Annotated in this window: 19 protein-coding genes; 11 read left to right on the forward strand and 8 right to left on the reverse strand. The window is 61.3% G+C overall.

The genetic code is table 11. The features are described from left to right. Positions 1-357 precede the first annotated feature (357 nt). Positions 358-720 (forward strand): peptidyl-tRNA hydrolase Pth2, encoded by a 363-nt coding sequence (gene pth2 / locus HL657_RS12940; protein ID WP_317297226.1) that lies wholly within the window; start codon positions 358-360, stop codon positions 718-720. Then, complete coding sequence (truD, locus tag HL657_RS12945; protein ID WP_317297227.1) at positions 717-1988, forward strand: tRNA pseudouridine(13) synthase TruD; 1272 nt, start codon at positions 717-719, stop codon at positions 1986-1988. The genes pth2 and truD overlap by 4 nt, the downstream gene beginning before the upstream one ends. A 14-nt stretch (positions 1989-2002) precedes the next feature. Here the strand turns inward: truD and HL657_RS12950 are convergent, their stop codons facing one another. Further along, a complete protein-coding gene (locus HL657_RS12950) occupies positions 2003-2695 on the reverse strand; it encodes a dihydrofolate reductase family protein (protein WP_317297228.1) in 693 nt (230 codons plus the stop codon). A gap of 143 nt (positions 2696-2838) precedes the next feature. On the opposite strand from HL657_RS12950, the gene HL657_RS12955 reads away from it, so the two are divergent. Next, the gene (locus HL657_RS12955) at positions 2839-3471 is read left to right on the forward strand and encodes a CDP-alcohol phosphatidyltransferase family protein (protein WP_317297229.1); all 633 of its coding nucleotides are present in this window, start codon (positions 2839-2841) and stop codon (positions 3469-3471) included. A 204-nt stretch (positions 3472-3675) separates the two neighbouring features. Here the strand turns inward: HL657_RS12955 and artA are convergent, their stop codons facing one another. Further along, the gene (artA, locus tag HL657_RS12960; protein ID WP_317297230.1) at positions 3676-4500 is read right to left on the reverse strand and encodes an archaeosortase A; all 825 of its coding nucleotides are present in this window, start codon (positions 4498-4500) and stop codon (positions 3676-3678) included. Between the two features lie 179 nt (positions 4501-4679). Here artA and HL657_RS12965 point away from each other — a divergent pair, with 179 nt between their 5' ends. Beyond that, entirely contained in the window at positions 4680-4994 is a 315-nt protein-coding gene (locus HL657_RS12965) for a transcription factor S (protein ID WP_317297231.1), read from the forward strand. Positions 4995-5266: 272 nt separating this feature from the next. Here HL657_RS12965 and HL657_RS12970 read toward each other — a convergent pair whose 3' ends face one another. The 3 genes from HL657_RS12970 to HL657_RS12980 are packed head-to-tail and all read right to left on the reverse strand — an operon-like array spanning position 5267 to position 6798. After that, positions 5267-5635, reverse strand: a complete 369-nt coding sequence (locus HL657_RS12970; RefSeq protein ID WP_317297259.1) for a PIN domain-containing protein — start codon at positions 5633-5635, stop codon at positions 5267-5269. Further along, positions 5632-5760, reverse strand: coding sequence for a hypothetical protein (locus HL657_RS12975; RefSeq protein ID WP_317297260.1), 129 nt, complete (start codon positions 5758-5760; stop codon positions 5632-5634). Before HL657_RS12975 ends, HL657_RS12970 begins: the two co-directional genes overlap by 4 nt. 9 nt (positions 5761-5769) lie before the next feature. Further along, positions 5770-6798, reverse strand: a complete 1029-nt coding sequence (locus tag HL657_RS12980; protein ID WP_317297232.1) for a helix-turn-helix domain-containing protein — start codon at positions 6796-6798, stop codon at positions 5770-5772. Positions 6799-7589: 791 nt separating this feature from the next. Between HL657_RS12980 and acs the strand changes: the two genes are divergently transcribed. From acs to HL657_RS12995, 3 genes are all read left to right on the forward strand, one after another. Then, positions 7590-9488 (forward strand): acetate--CoA ligase, encoded by a 1899-nt coding sequence (gene acs / locus HL657_RS12985; RefSeq protein WP_317297233.1) that lies wholly within the window; start codon positions 7590-7592, stop codon positions 9486-9488. Positions 9489-9529: 41 nt separating this feature from the next. Next, positions 9530-10093, forward strand: a complete 564-nt coding sequence (locus HL657_RS12990; protein ID WP_317297234.1) for a TATA-box-binding protein — start codon at positions 9530-9532, stop codon at positions 10091-10093. Positions 10094-10540: 447 nt separating this feature from the next. Continuing rightward, positions 10541-10921, forward strand: coding sequence for an ArsR family transcriptional regulator (locus tag HL657_RS12995; protein ID WP_317297235.1), 381 nt, complete (start codon positions 10541-10543; stop codon positions 10919-10921). Here the strand turns inward: HL657_RS12995 and rpiA are convergent. Continuing rightward, positions 10910-11608, reverse strand: a complete 699-nt coding sequence (gene rpiA / locus HL657_RS13000) for a ribose-5-phosphate isomerase RpiA (protein WP_317297236.1) — start codon at positions 11606-11608, stop codon at positions 10910-10912. The genes HL657_RS12995 and rpiA overlap by 12 nt on opposite strands. A gap of 21 nt (positions 11609-11629) precedes the next feature. Then, complete coding sequence (surE, locus tag HL657_RS13005) at positions 11630-12421, reverse strand: 5'/3'-nucleotidase SurE (protein WP_317297237.1); 792 nt, start codon at positions 12419-12421, stop codon at positions 11630-11632. 81 nt (positions 12422-12502) lie between these two features. On the opposite strand from surE, the gene HL657_RS13010 reads away from it, so the two are divergent. Together HL657_RS13010 and HL657_RS13015 are read left to right on the forward strand one after the other, a co-directional pair. After that, positions 12503-13390 (forward strand): ATP-grasp domain-containing protein, encoded by an 888-nt coding sequence (locus tag HL657_RS13010; protein ID WP_317297238.1) that lies wholly within the window; start codon positions 12503-12505, stop codon positions 13388-13390. After that, positions 13387-14313: a hydantoinase/oxoprolinase family protein gene (locus HL657_RS13015; RefSeq protein ID WP_317297239.1), complete on the forward strand. Its 927-nt coding sequence runs from the start codon at positions 13387-13389 to the stop codon at positions 14311-14313. The genes HL657_RS13010 and HL657_RS13015 overlap by 4 nt, the downstream gene beginning before the upstream one ends. A 77-nt stretch (positions 14314-14390) precedes the next feature. On the opposite strand, the gene HL657_RS13020 is transcribed toward HL657_RS13015, so the two are convergent. Further along, positions 14391-14990: a hypothetical protein gene (locus HL657_RS13020; protein ID WP_317297240.1), complete on the reverse strand. Its 600-nt coding sequence runs from the start codon at positions 14988-14990 to the stop codon at positions 14391-14393. A gap of 421 nt (positions 14991-15411) precedes the next feature. On the opposite strand from HL657_RS13020, the gene fdhF reads away from it, so the two are divergent. After that, positions 15412-17478: a formate dehydrogenase subunit alpha gene (gene fdhF, locus HL657_RS13025; RefSeq protein ID WP_317297241.1), complete on the forward strand. Its 2067-nt coding sequence runs from the start codon at positions 15412-15414 to the stop codon at positions 17476-17478. 2 nt (positions 17479-17480) lie between these two features. Further along, positions 17481-18632 (forward strand): Coenzyme F420 hydrogenase/dehydrogenase, beta subunit C-terminal domain, encoded by a 1152-nt coding sequence (locus HL657_RS13030; protein WP_317297242.1) that lies wholly within the window; start codon positions 17481-17483, stop codon positions 18630-18632. Positions 18633-18693: the final 61 nt, after the last annotated feature.

Here is an 18693-nt window from a genome sequence, read left to right on the forward strand (position 1 = left end):
GGGAGGGGGGAGACCCCCCTCCCCTGCAACCCTTCCCCCAGACGCGATATCCCCACGGTCCAGTGTACAGGGTTTTACCATGCGTATCCTTTCGATAGTCGCGATCAATATCACAGGAGCACCGTCGGGTGCGGCTTATGAAAGCCTGTCTGGCTTTCGTGAACTCTTCCCCGTCCCCTCGCGCCCCTCCCCGCAAGGCCGGCAACGTATCGCCCCCCGCCCTCGCACCTAACGGTGCTCAAGCTCCGTTCGCACCTCCGGTGCTCATGCTCCGGGCCCTTTCAGCCCGTCGCATTCCAGAGGAACGTCGCCCCCCACAGCTGCGTATTTGACGGATCATGCCCCAGGTAGTACGAAATGCTGGATATACGGGAGTTCAAGTGGAAACAGTGCCTGGTCGTGCGCGCCGACATCAAGATGAGCTGCGGCAAGAAGTGTGCGCAGATCGCCCACGCCGCCATCGGCGCCTACGAGAAGGCCGACAAGATAGCAAAGAAGGCCTGGTTCGAAGAGGGGCAGAAGAAGGTGGTGCTGAAGGCCTCGTCCGAGCGCCAGCTCTTCGAACTCAAGACGATCGCAGAACGGGCAGGCATCCCTGCATCGATCATCCAGGACGCCGGGATGACCGAGATCCCGCCCGGAACCGTGACGGCGCTCGGCCTCGGCCCCGCCCGCTCCGAAGACCTCGACCGGATCACCGGAGACCTCTCCCTGCTATGATGCCCTCGCCCTATCCCCTCGAGCAGGACCTCGGGATGCGCTACTACGCGTCCGACGCTCCCGGCATCGGCGGGCGGCTCCGCGCAAGCCCCGCCGACTTCGTCGTTGAAGAACTCCCGCTCCCGATCAGCGACCAGAACGGCCCATACCTCATCTGCCGGCTCACCAAGACGAACTGGGAGCTCCAGCGTGCGGTCAAGGAGATCGCAAAACGGCTCGGCATCAGCCACCGGCGGATCGCCTGGGCGGGGACCAAGGACAAGAACGCGGTGACCACCCAGTTCATATCGATCTATGATGTCCCGCCCGAAGTGGTCGAGCAGGTGCACCTTGCAGACATCTCACTCGAGGTCGTCGGGCGATCGCAGCATTCGCTCGCCCTCGGGACCCTCGCAGGCAACCGGTTCGATATCGTCATCCGCGACTGCATACCAAAAGATCTCCCGGCGCGGGTGCAGGCGGCGACGGAGGTGGCGTCCGCCGGGATACCGAACTACTACGGGCTGCAGCGGTTCGGCGTCGTCCGGCCGGTCACGCACCTTGTCGGCGAGCGGATCCTCAAGGGCGATTACGAAGGCGCCGTGACCACCTACATCGGCCGGGGATACCCCCGGGAGTCGGAAGAGGCACAGCGCGCCCGGACTCATTTCGCCGAGACTCACGATGCACGGGCGGCCCTCGCCGACCTCCCCATCTGGATGACCTATGAACGGGCGATGGCGAACCACCTCGTCGCGAACCCCGGCGACTACGCCGGTGCGCTCCGGGCACTCCCCCCGAAACTCCTCTCGCTCCTCGTGAGCGCGTTCCAGTCCTACCTCTTCAACTGCGCGCTTTCCTCCCGGATAGATGCCGGCATGCCGCTCACCGAGCCTGAGGTCGGCGACCGGCTCCTCTTTGTGAACGGCCGTGAGGATATCGTCTCCGCGCGGAACCGGCAGGCGGCTCTGATGCAGATCCGCCGCGGCAGGTGCCGGATCGCCCTCTTCATCCCGGGAGCCGAACCGGTAGTATCGCACGGGCCGATGGACGAGATCCTGCAGGAACTGATGCAGAGAGCGGGCATCGACGCCGGAGACTTCGAGCGCGCCTCCCGGTTCGTAAAGACGGCGTTTGCCGGGACCCTCCGGCCGATCGGCCTCTCCGCCGACGTGGAGGCGGACGTCTCCGGTGCGGACGTCCGGCTCAAATTCACGCTTCCTCCCGGCCACTACGCGACGACGGTCTGCCGGGAATACATGAAGGCCGACCCCTACGTGATGATCTAGGCGGTCAAAAAAGATTACTCGCGGGAAGCGGAGTTGTAGAGCACGTCCCACTCGGTGACCAGGTTGCTCCCGCACATGTAATGGCGTTTTAAAGCGAGCCGGAACATCTCGTCTTCGGTCTCGATATGCATCCCGCCGACGAGCGACGGGGTATCGGCGCCGCCGACGATGAACGGCAGGTGAATCAGGCGTATCTCATCCACGAGGCGGTGGTTCAGCATCGCCCAGTTCAGCGTCGGCCCCCCCTCGATCATCATCCGGTCGACGCCGTAGTCTCTCTTCAGGATGCCCATCAGTCCCGGCAGGTCGACCTCTTTCTCACCCGCGACGACGACATCGACGCCGCGTTCCCGGAGCCGGGCGATGTTCTCCGCCGGCGCGGCCTTGCTGACGGCGATGACGGTTTTCGCGTCCGTTCCGAGGATGTTTGCATCCGGCGGGATATCCGCCCGGCTGCTCGGAATGATGCGGAGCGGGCTTTTCCCCTCCACCAACCGGACGGTCAGGAAGGAGTTGTCGATCCGGATGGTGTTTGCCCCGACCATGATGGCGTCGCATTTAGCCCGGGTCTGGTGAAGGAGGATCTCGGTCTCTGGGGCCATGTACTTCATGAGAATCTTGCTTGAGGCCCCGCGTTTCAGGGTGAGCTTCCCGTCGACGGTGATCTCTGACATCATGAGCACGTGCGGCCTGTCATGTTCTGGCATTGGAATTCGTTCCCGCTGATCTATCTGCCGGAGGGATTTATGAATCTGGTGATTTTGGCCTGTATACGGTATTCCGGGTGAAGTGTTGCGGCTTCACCCCGCAGAGCAAAGGTTAAACTCTTCACGGGCTGATAAATAATGCGATGAATATAACCTCCCTGCGGCCGAAATTCATCAAATACACGGAGCCAATCGCGTCCTTTTTCATACGCCTGGGTGTTACGCCGAATCAGGTCTCGGTGCTCTCCGTGCTCTTCGGTTTTTCGTGCGCACTTGCCTTCGCCGGGCGCCACTTCCTCGCGGGCAGCCTTCTCCTGTTCGTCTCGGCGATCCTCGACCTGGTGGACGGCAACGTCGCCCGGAAGAATCACACGGAGAGCCGGTTCGGGGCGGTCTTCGACTGGATCGCCGACAAATACGTCGACGCGGCGGTCATCCTCGGCGTGGGGTTCTCCGGCATCCCTATCGTCAGCCACCTCATCGACGTCCCGCCGGTGGCCGATTTCGGTGTCGTGGGGCTGGCGCTCGCCGGATCGCTGATCAATACCTTCATCAAGCCGGTCACGTATGCGGAGATCGGCTTCTCCGAGAGGATCGCCGGGAAGATCGAGGATCCGCTTGAGGGAGTCGGCTTCTTCGGCAGGCCCGAGACGATCCTGGTGCTGGTGCTCGGCGGCGTGACCGGGTACATCTGGATTGCGATCCTCCTTATCGCGGTCTGCACGAACCTCTCTGCGGTTCAGCGGGTCTTCTACCTCTACCGGCAGTACTCCTGACCGGTTCACCCACTTCTTCTGGCTTTGTCGTAACCCTGCCCGTTTGCCCCGGACGGCCGCCACCGGGGGCACTCAGGCACAACCCTCATCGGGGCAGGAATAAAGGCCGGGAAAAGATTTCTTCTGGTACGGCCGCACCTCGCATGCGGCTGCTGCTTGCCGGGAGAGAACGGCCGGCATGGGGGAGGCGCTCCCCGTCCGGGTCTAGAGTTCGGATTTTGCGGTGGTCGGCCGGATGATCCCCTCCACCTCCCCGCGATAGAGCCGGTAGAGGCTGTCGGCGAGGGTGCCGAGTTCGGGGATGATCATGAAGAGGGCATACGCGAGGACAACAAGGAAGACCAGTGCCCCGAGTTCGGCCATGACGTTGTGCGCCCAGAAGAAACTCTCGTAGCCGAACTCGCCGTTGCCGGCGATCTCGGGAAGGTAGGGGAACCACTGTTCGGTGTAGGCCGTGATCACGAAGACGTTTCGCACGATGTTCAGGATATAGATCGTCGGGAAGACGAGGAGGAAGCCGGCAACCTTCTGTTTCAGCGTCGACTGGACGCCCCAGGCAACCCCGAGCATGATCGCGATGCTCTGGATGCCGGTGCAGGCAAGGATAATCTCGGTCTGGAACCCGTTGCGCTCCATCAGGTTCCAGGCCTCGAAGGTTACGGGATACCCGACCGCCGCGAGCGCCGCGGATGTCTGGCCGGCGACGGCGGCGATCAACCAGTCCCCGAGTGCGGGTATGTAGCCGAACGGTGCGTAGATCAGGAACGCCACGGCCGCTACCGTCGAGATCTGCATCACCCGGGGGTCGTCGCGGAGCAGGTATTTCGCGGTGATATAGAGGAAGGGGACGGAGAGGAGGGCTATTGCCGGGTACATGAAGTTGTTGATGGAGAAGTAGTAAGGGAGCTCGAAGAAGAGGTATCCGATGATGCTTGCCCACCCGCCGAGGGCGAAGTATTTCCTGAACCGGCCCGGGATGAGAAAGACGAGAAAGCAGATGCAGGAGATCAGCACCAGGTAATCCTTCATCCTTTACCTTTCGGCGTATCCGGCAATAAATCATTTGTGCGCCTGATCCGGCCGGGGAATCTGCCATGCGAACCCCGGCCGTCGGGTGTGGCCCCGGGGCGCTCCGCCCCGCACCCCTGTGGGAGGCTTTCCCCCTTCATCCCCACAAGTTAATTGTGATCGGCAGCCCATTTATTGTAATGATGTTCTGTCCGCAGTGCAAGGGCCTGATGATCTCGTCCGGTGGTCAGCTGAAATGCAAAAAGTGTGGCTATATCCGGGAGATCAATGATTCGGACCGGTTAAAAAAGACAGACAAACGCGTGGAGAAAGAGATCACCATCGTCGACGATGAGGATAAGATTGCAACCCTCCCGACCGCGACCATCAAGTGCCCGGAGTGCGACTGCACGACGGCATTCTGGTGGCTGCGGCAACTGCGGGCGGCTGATGAGAGCGAGGTCCGGTTCTTCCGGTGCACCGCCTGCGGCAAGACCTGGCGCGAGTACGATTAGGCTGAAGCCGTTTTATCTGTTTTTGCCCCTTCGGGGGCGTGATTTTTTGCTGGGATGCCCCCCTTCCCGCGGATGAACCCGGTGAGCAGCCGCCCGCCGCCCTTTCGCCACTCCTCCTCCAGGAGGGCATGCTCGGTCTTGCGGTCGACGGCTCCCCGATCATGATTGGTAATAATCTGGATTGGTATGAATGGCTTCGTTCCCGGGTGTGCTGTTTGCCGGTATCGTTGAAGGCGCTCTCTTCCCTGGCCGTGCGGTGTGCGGGTGAAGATCTATGGCTTCCACGTTCGTATTCGCGCCTCGCACTCAGTCTTCGGGAGCCACCGGTTGTTCGCCTGCATCGTTTTCAAGGCATCTGCGGCGTGCAGGCCCGTGAGGATGCCCGCGTCCACAAGCGCATCCAGTACCCACAATGTTCCGTGGCATTCTACACCGTTCTTTTCGGCCATCATGCGCAGGTGACCGTCACCGGTTACCAGTACGGCTTGCGTATCCCGTGCCAGGACGAATGCAGAAAGGTCCCTGTAGGAGAGTCCCCGGTGCTCCCGGTGGAGTTTGTAGATCTCCGAAACCTGCCCGGGTTCGAGGTCAACGATCTGCACGCCGCAGAGGAGTAATTGTTCGTGGGAGATTGTTTTTATCTCGTGGGCAAGTTCGCCATAAGGAAAGTGTAGTCGAGGTGCGAGGGATACTCCAGTATACCGCCGGCGTTCAGGTCGAAGACGTAGTTCGCATCGATCGAACACTGGATCTTGATACCCTTCACACGTATCGCCTAGAATGATTCAACACACTGCTCACCGGGCTGCTCTCCCCCCAATAATTCCTGAGCTCGTGATGTACTTATCTTCTTCTCGCTAAGAGCGCGGAGAACCATCAGTTTCATGTGTGTCGGACGTTCAGGCGGCAACGGGACTCCGGGTTCGCGCTCGCGCCATTTATTTTGATTGAAGAGCGTCCAGAGGCGTTCAGCCGTGCTCTTTGATATTATGCCGAGTTCTGCAGCCCGATGGAGCCAGGCGCTCATGCTCATACCCCATTTGTGCTTGAGGAGGTAGAACTCGCGCGGCGATATGTTCCGGCGTCCCTGCCCCAGCTCCCGAAACGCCATCTCTTTCGGTACGAGGAACGCAGCGGCAAACCGGTGTGCCGCCGCCTCTTCATCGACGCCTCCCTCTACCTGAAGGAGCAGGTGGCCAAGTTCGTGGGCGAGGTTGAACCGCTGGCGATCTCCGGGGGTGTCGTTGTTCACGGCGATAACCGGGGTGTTGTCGTCGTAGTAGAACGTCAGGGCATCAAACGTATCCGGGGCGTCGATGACGCCGACCCTGATGCCATGCTGCTCCAATACATCCATGACATTCTCGATTGGGTCGAGTCCCAGGCTCCACTCGTCACGAACCCTCCGGGCGGCGTCTTCAATCCCGTCGAGGCTTGCTATGCGGCAGGTCTCCTTTGAAGGGAGCATGAGAATCTTTTCCTCGCCCAGGATCCGTTCGATCTCGAGGTGCCTCTCAAGCCATTCCTGGACCTTTGCATGCACCTGATTCGCTTCTTTCTTTTTCAGCGGTTTCCGGCACCGGTACTGCGGCTCGGAAAGGTTCACCGATATGGAGCGGAAGAAGTAATCGACGTTCACCCCAAGTATTTCGCTCATTTGAATCAGGAGCCCTGATCTCGGGATGACCTCGCCGTTCTCATATTTCGAGATTGCCATGGCGCTCAGGCCCATTTCTCCTGCCAGATCCCGCTGGCTCATACCTGCCCCAATGCGTGCAGATCTTATCCGTTCCCCGATGGTCATCTCAGTTCACCGTCGCAGGGCGTGGTTTACAATGACATAATATTTCAATATTCTGTAAACTAAGGATGCCTCGCAATCGCTATATACGTTATGGTATGATCGCCGGGTTGAGCGGGTCAGATCGCCCTGAGGCCGGTGGGTCCATCAGGGCGTGGGCAGAGAAGCTGAGCCTGCACACGATCGCTGTTTTCCGCTCTCCTTTTCATTCTCGGAGGGAGCGGCCCTTCCATCCGGGCTGCTGCTCCTGGGAAAACCTCAGCCATTAAGAGGGTATAGCAATACTTTCACCGTCATGCCATATCACCGTTCTAATATCGTCCGGCGCGTGCAGGCAAAACCGGGGAAAGGGGTTGAGACGATCCTGCAGCGAGATGGGCAACGCGATTGAACGAATGAGGTGCCGCATCCGGAGATCCATCATCTCATTCCCTCGCACAATCCGTGGCCTACGTGGAGTTCCTGCAGGTCCGGCTTCTGTCCACCGAGCATTATGGACGGCAGTATGATCGTATGCCAGCAAAACCCCTCCCCTTTGTGCGGCACCTCACCGTCCGGCATCCCCAAACCCCCCACTGGCCCCTCCCGCTCACCTGGCCCGCTGGCATGAGCTCTCCGGGCGTCGATCCCTCAAAAATCCATGGAGGGATGCATGTTCCGATCCAACTGCCGTTCCTCATGGCCTGGTTCCGGTGCCTGGCATATAAGGATCCTTCTCCGCCCAATCCGGACCCCCAAACCAGAATGTTGATATATAATATTCATTATTAATAATGTATAATAGGGGTAATCGGATGGCTGAAGATTTCAACGTCAAACTCGAAGAGGCGAGGTACTATACCCCCGAGGCCAGCTGCCGGGACCAGTCCTGGATAGGCGACTATACCCGTGCCTACCAGAGGTTCCTGGCAGACGCGGATGGGTTCTGGGACGGTATCGCCCGGGAGCTTGAATGGTTCCAGCCCTGGGATCAGGTGAAAGAGTGGAACTACCCGTACGCAAAGTGGTTCCTGAACGGAAAACTCAACATCACCCACAACTGCCTGGACCGCCACGTCCAAAACCAGCGGCGCAACAAGGTCGCAATCATGTGGCGGGGAGAGACCGAGGAAGAGGAGCGGATCTTCACCTACCGCCAGCTCTTCCAGGCGGTCTGCCGGTTCGCAAACGGCCTGAAACGTCTCGGTGTCGGGAAGGGCGACCGGGTCTGCATCTACATGCCGGTCGTGCCCGAACAGATCATCGCGATGCTCGCCTGCGCCCGCATCGGCGCGATCCACTCCGTCGTCTTCGGCGGGTTCGGCGTCAACGCGCTCAACCAGCGCATCACGGGCATCGACGCGAAAGTGGTCGTCACCGCCGACGTCACCTACCGGCGCGGCAAGGCAATCCCGCTCAAGAACATCGTCGAAGAGGCGGTCGTCAACGCGCCCTCCGTCGAGCGGATCGTCATCCTCCGGCGCGACGACGACAAACCCGTCGAACTCCACCCCGAGATGGAGGTGGACTACTACGACCTGATGGACGGCGTCGGGCGGGAATGCCCGGCCGAACCGATGGACGCCGAGGATCCCCTCTTCATCCTCTACACGAGCGGCACCACCGGAACCCCGAAGGGCATCGTGCACACCTGCGGCGGCTACATGGTCGGAACCTACTACACCACCCGCCATGTCTTCGATGTCAAGGACAACGACATCTACTGGTGCACCGCCGACCCCGGCTGGATCACCGGCCACAGCTACGGCGTCTACGGCCCGCTCCTGAACGGCGCCACCTGCCTCATCGCGGAGGCAACCCCTGACTACCCGACCCCGGGCACCTACTGGGACCTCATCGAGGAGTACGGCGTCACCATCTTCTACACCGCCCCGACCGCCATTCGGATGTTCATGCGGGTGGGTGAAGAGTGGCCGAACCGCTACAACCTCTCGTCGCTCCGTATCCTCGGGTCGGTCGGCGAACCGCTCAACCCGGAGGCGTTCGAATGGTTCTACCGCACCATCGGGAAAGACCGGTGCCCGATCATGGACACCTGGTGGCAGACCGAGACCGGGATGCACATGGTGACCACGATGATCGGTGAGCCCATGCGCCCGGGCTTTGCCGGGAGGTCGATCCCGGGCGTCGTCGCGGACGTCGTCGACATGGCCGGCAATTCGGTCCCGCCGGGCACGGGGGGCCTCCTGGTCATCAAAGAGCCATGGCCGTCGATGATGCGGACCATCTGGAACGACGACGAGCGGTACCGCAAGTACTGGAACACCGTCCCGGGATGCTACACCGCAGCAGACCTCGCGGTGAAGGATGAGGACGGCTACATCATGGTCATCGGACGGTCCGACGACCTGATCGTCGTCGCCGGGCACAACATCGGGACCGCCGAGGTCGAGAGCGCGCTCGTCTCCCACGACGCGGTGGCGGAAGCCGCCGTTATCGGGAAACCCGACGCCCTGAAGGGGAACTCCATCAAGGCCTTCGTTATCCTCAGGGACGGCCGCCAGCCCGGCGACAAGTTGAGGAACGACCTCATCTACCATGTCCGGATGACGCTCGGCCCCATCGCCATACCCTCGGAGATAGAATTCGTCGAGTCGCTCCCCAAAACCCGGAGCGGCAAGATCATGAGACGGGTCTTAAAAGCGCAGGAACTGGGGATGGACCCCGGGGACATCTCGACCCTGGAGGAATAACCAACCAACTCTTTATATACTTTTTTAAGCATCTTATAAATATGAATGAGCACAAACCAGAGGAGTCCCTCAAGATAGAAAATATCGTTGCTTCGGCGAAAGTGACCGATTCTCTTGATCTCCCCTCGCTTGCCTCTCAGCTGAAGGACGCGGAATACAATAAGAAGCGGTTTCCCGGCGTCGTTCTCCGCATGCAGGACCCGAAGATCGCTGCGCTCGTCTTCGGCTCCGGCAAAGTCGTCCTGACCGGTGCAAAAAGCATCGACAGCCTCTCGCGGGGCCTGCAGATCCTCGCCGACCAGTTGCGGGCACTCAACATCGACATCCCCGAAGACCTGACCTATAAGATCCAGAATATCGTCACATCCGCAGACCTCGGGACGCCGATCAACCTGAATAAGATTGCCGTGGGCTTCAACCTGGACAAGATCGAGTACGAGCCCGAACAGTTCCCTGGACTGGTCTACCGGCTCGACGACCCAAAGGTGGTCGTCCTCCTCTTCGGGTCCGGCAAACTGATCATCACGGGCGGCAAGGTGCCCGAGGATGCCCAGCGTGCGGTACGGCGGATCCTCTCCGAACTCTCCAGTCTCGGGCTCATCTGAATTCCATAGCCTCCTCTTTTGTTCATCCGCAATTACCCCGCTCAAGTCGGGGGCATGATCTTCCTCGCAGCATCATGCCCTGTACACACCCGTCCCGATCAAAGGTTTGCAGACCCTTCCGGGACGGCCTCTCAACCACCTCCTGCGGGAGCAGGCCGTCCCGGAATTCACAGCCCCACACTGCCGGCACCGTGGACGGAGACGGAACCGGCAGGTGCTGTGCCCCTCCGCCGGAGTCTCTGGCTCCCGGATCACCGGTTTTTCTTCCCGGAGATCATCCCTTGCATTGCCGGAGAACGTGTCATCCGGTGAAAAAAACGTTCGATCTTATCGGTTTGATGCTTCATTCATTCTCTCATAACTATCACAATCGTCAAATCTCCCATGGAAATAATAATATTTTTATAGTCAGATTTAAAACAATAGATACAATCTGTTGGTGGATGGATGAGGTCAGACAAGGTACGGTATTTTACGCCACGCGATGAAGAACTTGCCGAACTCCTAATCGGCATCGGAATCAAGAGGAATGTCTCCAAAGTGCTTGTATATCTTGCGAATACCGATGAAGCAACGTCCCGGGACATCGAGCGGGGCACCGATCTCCGCCAGCCCGAAGTCAGCATCGCCATGCGCTACCTCAAGGAGTGCGACTGGATCGATACCCGCGAGAGCAAGTCGGAGAGCAAAGGGAGGCCGGTGAAGATCTACACGCTCTCCCGTTCGATAACCGAGATCATGGATACGATCGAGAAAGAAAAGAAGAGAGAAGCCCGCCATCAGTTAGACCTGATCCAGAAGATGCGGGAATGCATATCAATGCAATGACACAATTCTGCAACCCTTCTCTTCACCGACAATTACTGTTATTTTTTCCATGTAACCGCAGAACAGGCCGCACTCCAGCGCACCGGGTATCGATGCTATCTCTGCTTCCAGGCGCCCGGGTTCCGCGATCGCCTTAAAGTCGCAGTCGATGATGAAGTTGCCGTTATCGGTGACGACCGGGCCGTCTTTCTTCACGCCTTCGCGGAGGACCGGATCGGCACCGAGCGCCGCAAGCCGCCGGGATACCGCCTCCACGGCGAACGGGAGCACCTCGACCGGCACGGGCGCATTCAGGGTATCGACCATCTTTGAGGGGTCGACGACGATGAACACACTTCGGGCTGCGTCACAGACGCACTTCTCCCGCAGAAGCGCCGCTCCGCGCCCCTTGATCAGGCGGAGCGCCGGGTCGACCTGGTCGGCCCCGTCGATGGCGATATCGAGTTCGGGATGCTCGTCGAGGCTCGTGAGGGGGATGCCGTACCGGCGTGCCCGGATGGCCGCCTGGTAGGAGGTCGGAACGCCGGCGACACAGAGGCCTTCTCGGATAATCCGCTCGCCCAACCGTTCCATCGCAAAAAAGACCGTGGACCCGGTGCCGAGACCGACGACCATCCCGTCCCTGACCTCTTCGGCCGCCCGGTAACCTGCGTTCCGCTTCGCTTCTACCTGCTCTGCTGCATGCATGGTGTACTCTTCTCCTTCCACTCAGATATCCATGCCGTCAAAGATGCCCTTGAGTTCGTCCGTGGCAGCAAATGCCGTGCAGTCGAGCGTGATCGGCGTGATGGAGACGTTGCCTCTCTGCACTGCGTGCACGTCGGTCCCCTCCTCCGCGTCCTCGTACAGGGGCCCGTCGATCCAGTAGTAGGGGCGCCCGCGGGGGTCGAGGCGCTCCTCCACGCCGGTGTAGAAGAGTTTCTCAGCAAGACGGGTGATCTCGTAGCCGCCGCGCACCGGCGCCGGGATGTTCACGTTGATGACGTGGGCGTTCTCCGGGAACCCGGTTGCAAGAACCCGCTCGCAGACATCACGGACCACCCGTTTTGCATCGGAGAACCGGTCCGTGATGTTTGAGGGGTCGTCGAACTTCTCGCCCTGGTCCTCCACCTGGAGCGAGAAGGCGAGGGACGGCACCCCCTGGTTGGACGCCTCGAGTGCGGCCCCGACGGTCCCCGAGGTCATGATGGATTCATAGGAGAGGTTCTCACCGATGTTGATGCCGCTGACCACGAGGTCCGGGTTCAGGCGCAGCGCGAACAGCCCGATGATCACGGAGTCGGTCGGTTTCCCGCCGACCGAATAGGCGGGCACCCCGTTCATCGTCACCCGGTTCGCACGGATAGGCTCAAAGATGGAGATCGATCGCCCTACAGCGCTCTGCTGGGTGGCAGGCGCGACCACGGTGACGTCGGCTATCGGCGCGAGCGCGTCGTATGCCGCCCAGAGGCCCGCGGACGTGATCCCATCATCATTGGTGAGCAGAATCTTTGGTTTCATCCTTGTATAGGGATAGTTCCCGCGCATCAAATACTTGCCCGATCGTCAGGGTCAAGTCTTCTGCAGATGACCTCTACTGCAATGAAGGTTTTTCTCGCTGAATACTCCGTCTGCAACGACCCCGAGCTTGCGCCCGAGGGTGCCGCCATGCTTGCCGCGATACGCGGGAGTTTTGAGAAGTGCGGCTACGACGTGGTGACGCCCGAGAGCCCCGACTTCGAGGGCGAGATCCGGCGGCTCGCGCCGGGGTGCGACGCAGGCCTGGTCATCGCGCCCGACCATCTCCTCTTCCGATACACGCATCTCCTCGAAGGGCTCACCCACAACGTCGGGTGCGGAAGCATGAACGCGGCCGTCTGCGCGAACAAGCAGCGGACGGCAGATATCCTCGCCCGGAACGGGATAGCCGTCCCTCCCGCCGCCGGAGAGGGAAGGAGGGTCGTCAAACCGATCACGGGCTGCGGCGCCCTTGGCGTCCGGCTGACGGAGGAGGAGCCGGGCGCCGGCGAGTTCGCCCAGGCCTACGTCGAAGGGGGGGCGCTGAGCGTGAGCCTGGTGGGGAGCCGGGTGACCGGCAACGTCTGTGAGTTCTACTCGGGCGCCCCCCCGCTCCTGCTCGCCGTCAACCGGCAGGAGATCGCCGTGGCGGACGATGGGAGGTTCCTCTACCTCGGGGGAGAGACGCCCGTCCATCCCGACCGCGAGGACGAGATCGTCGAGGTCGCCGTCCGGACGATGAACGCCCTCGGGTGCCAGGGGTATGCCGGGATCGACGTCGTCGTCGGGGACGAGATCTACGTCGTGGACGTCAACCCGCGGCCCACGACCAGCCTGGTCGGGATCGCGGCCGTCATGGAGGAGGAGATCGCCGATATCCTTGTTGCGGCGTCGCACGGCGAAGCGCCGGCGGAGGTGCACCTCTCCGGGAGGGTGCGGTTCGATAAGGACGGGGGGATCTGCCGGCTATGATCGGGATCGACATCGGCGGTGCGAACCTCAAGGTCGTCGACGATGCCGGCGTGCACATTCATTACTGCCCGCTCTGGCAGGGCGCACCGCTTGCCGATCTCCTCAAACCCTATGCGGGGCCCGCTGCCGTGGTGATGAGCGGGGAACTCGCGGACTGCTTTGAGAGCAAGATGGAGGGGATCCGGTGGATCGTCGGGGCCGTCCGGGAGGTCATTCCCGATGCCGTCTTCTACGGCACCGACGCGGCGTTCCATACCCGGCCGGTCCCTGAACTTGCCGCCGCGAACTGGCTGGCATCTGCCGACTACCTGCGCCGGGAGTACGCAGATGCGGTCCTCCTCGACGTAGGGAGCACTACCGCCGACATCATCCCCTTAAGCTGCTTTGAGGACCTCAAGGGGCTGACCGACACCCGGCGGCTGCAGGAGCAGTTCCTCGTCTACACCGGCATGCTCCGGACAAACGTCGCGACACTGCTATCGTCGGTGACGCTCGATGGGATAGCGACCCCGGTGAGCACCGAATACTTCGCCGCAAGCGCAGATGCGCACCTCGTGCTCGGTCACATCGCCCCGGAGGACTACACCTCTCCTGCACCGGACAGCGGCGAGAAGACCGTTGATGCTGCGCTCCGCAGGCTCGCCCGGGTTGTCTGCGCCGATCTCGGCGAGATCGGGAGGGAAGGGGCCCTGGAGGTCGCCCGGCAGTTCTGGGAGGTTCAGCGGACGCTGATCGCCCGCGCGGTGGAGCACGCACGCTCCCGGAGCGGTGCCTGCCGGGTGATCACGGCCGGGATTGGCGCGAACCTGTTTGCCCGTGAACTGGGCGGCGTCACGCTTGACGGCGAGATCGGGGAGGCCGCGGATGCACTGCCGGCGTACGCGGTCAGGGAGGTGGCGCTACGGCGAACCGGTGGGCGCTGACCCTTCTTCTGCTGGCGATATCGGTCGTCGTCACGGCCGTATCGCTGATGCTCGGCTTCCCGTTCTTCTTTCTCTTCCTATTCATCCCGCTGATCCCGCTCTTCGGGAGGCCCACTGCCGTGAAGCGCTGCCCGGCCTGCGGGTGGGAAACCGCAGGCGACGAGCGCTTCTGCCCCCGTGATGGGACGGCGCTCACGGTCGAGGGTGAAGGTGGCGAGGTTCAGCAGCGAGAGCGGTAGAAGGAACCCGAAGAGTTCGGTTGCCGGAATCGTGCCGAAGTCGCGGGAGGCATAGTTCCGGATAGTCCCCCTATCGACGACGATCCCCATCGCCCGGAGGTGCTGCGCCACCCGGTTGAAGGGCATCTGCTGCGCGAGAACGAGGCAGAGATCGACGATAGGCGACGCAAGCCGGGTATCGGGGTAGAACGGCGCGTCTGCGTAGCAGAGAGTGCCGCACTGCTGGCAGTAGAAACGTTTCACGGCGACCCGGATCGTGCGTTCCTCTCCGTTCTGGAGCATGACGGCAAACCGCTTCGGCCGCAGGTCGTGCCCGGTCACCGGCCCGCCGCACGACGGGCAGGCATCGAGGTCGGTGAACATCACGCCGTCCATCGACGCCAGGGCGTTTGCCACCAGGTCGACGAGCATCGGGGGAATGGGTAGTGTCTTCTTCACGATGGTGGTTCTCTCCCTGTGCAACTGTAGGAGAGGGGTGGGTTTCCACCAATAATAACACCTCCCCTCAAATGTGATGGGGGAGCATAGGGGTTGTTGCACCCCGCCGGAGGGGTGTCCCGGAGAGCGCCTGTTCTTTTGCCTGCACCGCCGCTCCCGCTCTGGTCCGGTGCAATCTTCCTGGCTTCTGAGCAGCTGGAGGAGCCGCAGATCGGGCTCTGGTTCAGCACTAATGCATGCTCGCGGTGCCGGGCGGGCTGGTACTACGATGAGTTTCAACCAGATAGAAACCCAAATAAAGAGTGCAGATTGGTATTCAGCAGCATTTGCTTCCGGTGATGGAGGGGACAGATCTGGTTAACTAACATAATTTAAGTAGCTTAACATCCGATATTCGGTTCGTCATAGAGGTGATAAAAACATGACGTTGAAGTATGTTGCCACAACATGCCCCTACTGCGGTACGGGATGCAGTTTCAATCTCGTCGTCCAGGACGGGAAGGTGGTTGGAACGGCACCTTACCGCCGTTCACCAGTGAACGAGGGGAAGGTCTGCCCCAAGGGGACCTACGCTCACGAGTTCGTGAACAGCCCGGACCGTCTCACGAAGCCGCTCATCAAAAAGAACGGAAAATTCGAGGAAGCGACCTGGGACGAGGCGTATGATCTGATCGCGCAGAAGTTCAAGTCGTACAAGCCCGACGAGTTCGCGGCGCTTGCATCGGCCCGTGTCTCGAACGAAGAGAACTACCTGCTGATGAAGTTCACCCGCGGTGTCATGAAGTCCCGGCACATCGACCACTGCGCCCGGCTCTGCCACGCATCCACCGTCGCGGGTCTTGCCGCCTCGTTCGGCTCCGGCGCGATGACCAACTCCATCGGCGACATCGCCGACTCGAAGTGCGTCTTCATCCTCGGGTCCAACACATTCGAGCAGCACCCGCTGATCGGCCGCAGGGTGATGCAGGCTAAGAAGAACGGCGCGAAGATCATCTACGCCGACCCGCGCTACACTGCGACCGCGAAGCAGGCCGACCTCTACATGCCGTTTGTGTCCGGCAGTGACGTCGCCATCCTCAACTGCATGATGCAGCAGATCATCAAGAACGGCTGGGAGGACAAGGAGTTCATCGCCAACCGGACCAAGGACTACGAGAAACTCAAGGAGGTCGTCATGAAGGACACCTACAGCCTTGAGAACGTCTCGAAGATCTCCGGTATCCCCGTCGAGAGCCTCAAGACCGCTGCCGAGTGGTTCGGCACCGCCGAATCCTCCGCGCTCCTCTACTCGATGGGCATCACCCAGCACACCGTCGGCGTGGACAACGTCCGGTCGACCGCCAACATCCAGATGCTCACCGGGAACCTGGGCAAGCGCGGCGGCGGCGTGAACGCGCTCCGTGGCCAGAACAACGTTCAGGGCGCCTGCGACATGGGTGCGCTCCCGGTTGTCTTCACCGGCTACCAGAAAGTCATCGACGAGGCCGCCCACAAGAAGTTCGCCGACGCCTGGGGCTTTTCCGACGGCATCTGCGAGCCGAAGAACGGGTATGAGGTCACCGTCATGATGGACGTCCTGACCGACAACCCCGGCGAACTCAAGTGCATGTACATCATGGGCGAGAACCCGATGCTCTCCGACCCGGACCTGACCCACGTCAAGCACGCCATCGAGAACCTGGAGTTCCTCGTGGTCCAGGATATCTTCCTGACCGAGACCGCCGAACTCGCCGACGTCGTGCTGCCGGCCGCCTGCTACGCGGAGCGCGACGGCACCCAGACCAGCACCGAGCGGCGTGTCCAGATGTGGCGCAAGGCCCAGGATCCGCCCGGCGAGGCGAAGGTCGACTGGCAGATCATCAGCGAGCTCGCCGCGAAGATGGGCTACGCTGCCCAGTTCCCCTACCAGAGCGCCGAGGAGATCTTCAGCGAGGTCGCCGCCGTCACGCCGTCCTACCACGGCATGAACTACGAGCGGCTCAACCGGCCTGAGGCCCTGCACTGGCCCTGCCCTGCAGTCGACCACCCCGGCACCCCGATCCTGCACATCGGCAAGTTCTCGCATCCCGACGGCATAGGCGTCTTTGCCCCGATCGAGTGGAAACCCCCGGCGGAAGTTCCCGACGCGGAGTATCCGTTCGTGCTCACGACCGGCCGTGTCCTCTGGCACTGGCACACCGGCACCATGACCCGCCGGTCTGCAACCCTCGATGCCGAGGTCCCGACTGGCTGGATCGAGATCAACCCCGAGGATGCGCAGGCGCTCGGCATCAAGGATAAGGAAATGATCCGTGCCATCACCCGCCGTGGGTCCGTCGAAGTCCCCGCGAGGGTGACCAGAGACATCATGAAGGGTGTCATGTTCATGCCGTTCCACTTCAAGGAATGTGCCGCGAATGTCCTGACGAACAACGCACTCGATCCCGTAGCAAAGATCCCTGAGTTCAAGGCCTGTGCTGTGAAGGTCGAGAAGATTACGGAGGCCTGAACATGGCGGCGATTGGCGATATGTTCTACACATGGGCGGCAGACGCCGATGTGCTGAAGAAGGGAGAGTGCGGCGGTGCGATCACCGCCCTGCAGCAGTATGCCCTTAAGTCCGGTATGGTAGACGCAGTCCTTGCCGTCAAGAAGGGTGCGGACCTCTACGACGCGGTGCCGACCGTGATCACCGATCCTGCGGAGATCGCAGAGACGGCGGGCTCGCTCCACTGCGGAACGCTCCTGCTCTCGAAACTGGTGAAGGACTACCTCGATAACAACAAGGCTGCAAAGCTCGGCGTCACTGTCAAGGGCTGCGACACGATGGGCCTTATCGAGCTCGCGAAGCGGAATGCGGTCGATATGGATCGCCTCCTCCTGCTCGGCGTGAACTGCGGCGGCTCCGTCAGTCCGGTTCTGGCCCGCAAGATGATCGCCGACAAGTTCGAGGTCGACCCCGACCTGGTTCACAAAGAGGAGATCGACAAGGGCCAGTTCATCATCGAGTATGAGGGCGGCCATAAAGGGATCAAGATCGACGACCTTGAGGACGAGGGCTACGGCCGCCGCAGCAACTGCCGCCGGTGCCTCTACAAGGTCCCGCGCCAGGCGGACCTCGCCTGCGGCAACTGGGGCGTCATCGGGGAAAAAGCCGGCAAGGCCACCTTCGTCGAAGTCTGCTCCGAGAAGGGCGCACAGCTTCTTGACGCCGCCGCAAAAGCCGGGGCGGTCGCCACCGAGCCCGCGAACCCGAAGGGTATCGAGATCCGCGGCAAGGTCGAGGGCGCCATGCTGAATCTCGGCAACAAGTGGCGGAAGAAGGACTTTGGGGCGCTCGCCTCCGACCTCTGGGGCACCATCGCCCGCGAGACCGGCCGGTGCATCAAGTGCTACTCCTGCATCGAGAACTGCCCGGTCTGCTTCCCGGTAGCAGACGAGCTCAAAGGAAACTCCAGGATGGTCACCTCCGGAGAGGTTCCGCCGAACCCGATGTTCCATCTTCGCAGGTTTGCGCACATATCGGACTCCTGCATCAACTGCGGCCAGTGCGAAGAGCTCTGCCCGATGGATATCCCGCTTGCGCTCTTCTCCCACGCCATCAGGACCGAGGGCGACACTACGTTCGAGCCCAAGCTCGGGACGGCACCCTATAAAAACTAACCCTTTTTTGCAATCTGAGGGCGCATCCGATATCCGGGCTCGATGATGGGCCTGAATGCAT

Source organism: Methanoculleus nereidis, from assembly GCF_032944295.1.
Lineage (GTDB): Archaea > Halobacteriota > Methanomicrobia > Methanomicrobiales > Methanoculleaceae > Methanoculleus > Methanoculleus nereidis.

Bases quoted from the DNA above. Each gene is read 5' to 3' on its own strand.
- pth2 (WP_317297226.1), top strand. From the start codon at position 358: ATGCTGGATATACGGGAGTTCAAGTGGAAACAGTGCCTGGTCGTGCGC.
- truD (WP_317297227.1), top strand. From the start codon at position 717: ATGATGCCCTCGCCCTATCCCCTCGAGCAGGACCTCGGGATGCGCTAC.
- HL657_RS12950 (WP_317297228.1), bottom strand. From the start codon at position 2,695: ATGCCAGAACATGACAGGCCGCACGTGCTCATGATGTCAGAGATCACC.
- HL657_RS12955 (WP_317297229.1), top strand. From the start codon at position 2,839: ATGAATATAACCTCCCTGCGGCCGAAATTCATCAAATACACGGAGCCA.
- artA (WP_317297230.1), bottom strand. From the start codon at position 4,500: ATGAAGGATTACCTGGTGCTGATCTCCTGCATCTGCTTTCTCGTCTTT.
- HL657_RS12965 (WP_317297231.1), top strand. From the start codon at position 4,680: ATGATGTTCTGTCCGCAGTGCAAGGGCCTGATGATCTCGTCCGGTGGT.
- HL657_RS12980 (WP_317297232.1), bottom strand. From the start codon at position 6,798: ATGACCATCGGGGAACGGATAAGATCTGCACGCATTGGGGCAGGTATG.
- acs (WP_317297233.1), top strand. From the start codon at position 7,590: ATGGCTGAAGATTTCAACGTCAAACTCGAAGAGGCGAGGTACTATACC.
- HL657_RS12990 (WP_317297234.1), top strand. From the start codon at position 9,530: ATGAATGAGCACAAACCAGAGGAGTCCCTCAAGATAGAAAATATCGTT.
- HL657_RS12995 (WP_317297235.1), top strand. From the start codon at position 10,541: ATGAGGTCAGACAAGGTACGGTATTTTACGCCACGCGATGAAGAACTT.
- rpiA (WP_317297236.1), bottom strand. From the start codon at position 11,608: ATGCATGCAGCAGAGCAGGTAGAAGCGAAGCGGAACGCAGGTTACCGG.
- surE (WP_317297237.1), bottom strand. From the start codon at position 12,421: ATGAAACCAAAGATTCTGCTCACCAATGATGATGGGATCACGTCCGCG.
- HL657_RS13010 (WP_317297238.1), top strand. From the start codon at position 12,503: ATGAAGGTTTTTCTCGCTGAATACTCCGTCTGCAACGACCCCGAGCTT.
- HL657_RS13015 (WP_317297239.1), top strand. From the start codon at position 13,387: ATGATCGGGATCGACATCGGCGGTGCGAACCTCAAGGTCGTCGACGAT.
- fdhF (WP_317297241.1), top strand. From the start codon at position 15,412: ATGACGTTGAAGTATGTTGCCACAACATGCCCCTACTGCGGTACGGGA.
- HL657_RS13030 (WP_317297242.1), top strand. From the start codon at position 17,481: ATGGCGGCGATTGGCGATATGTTCTACACATGGGCGGCAGACGCCGAT.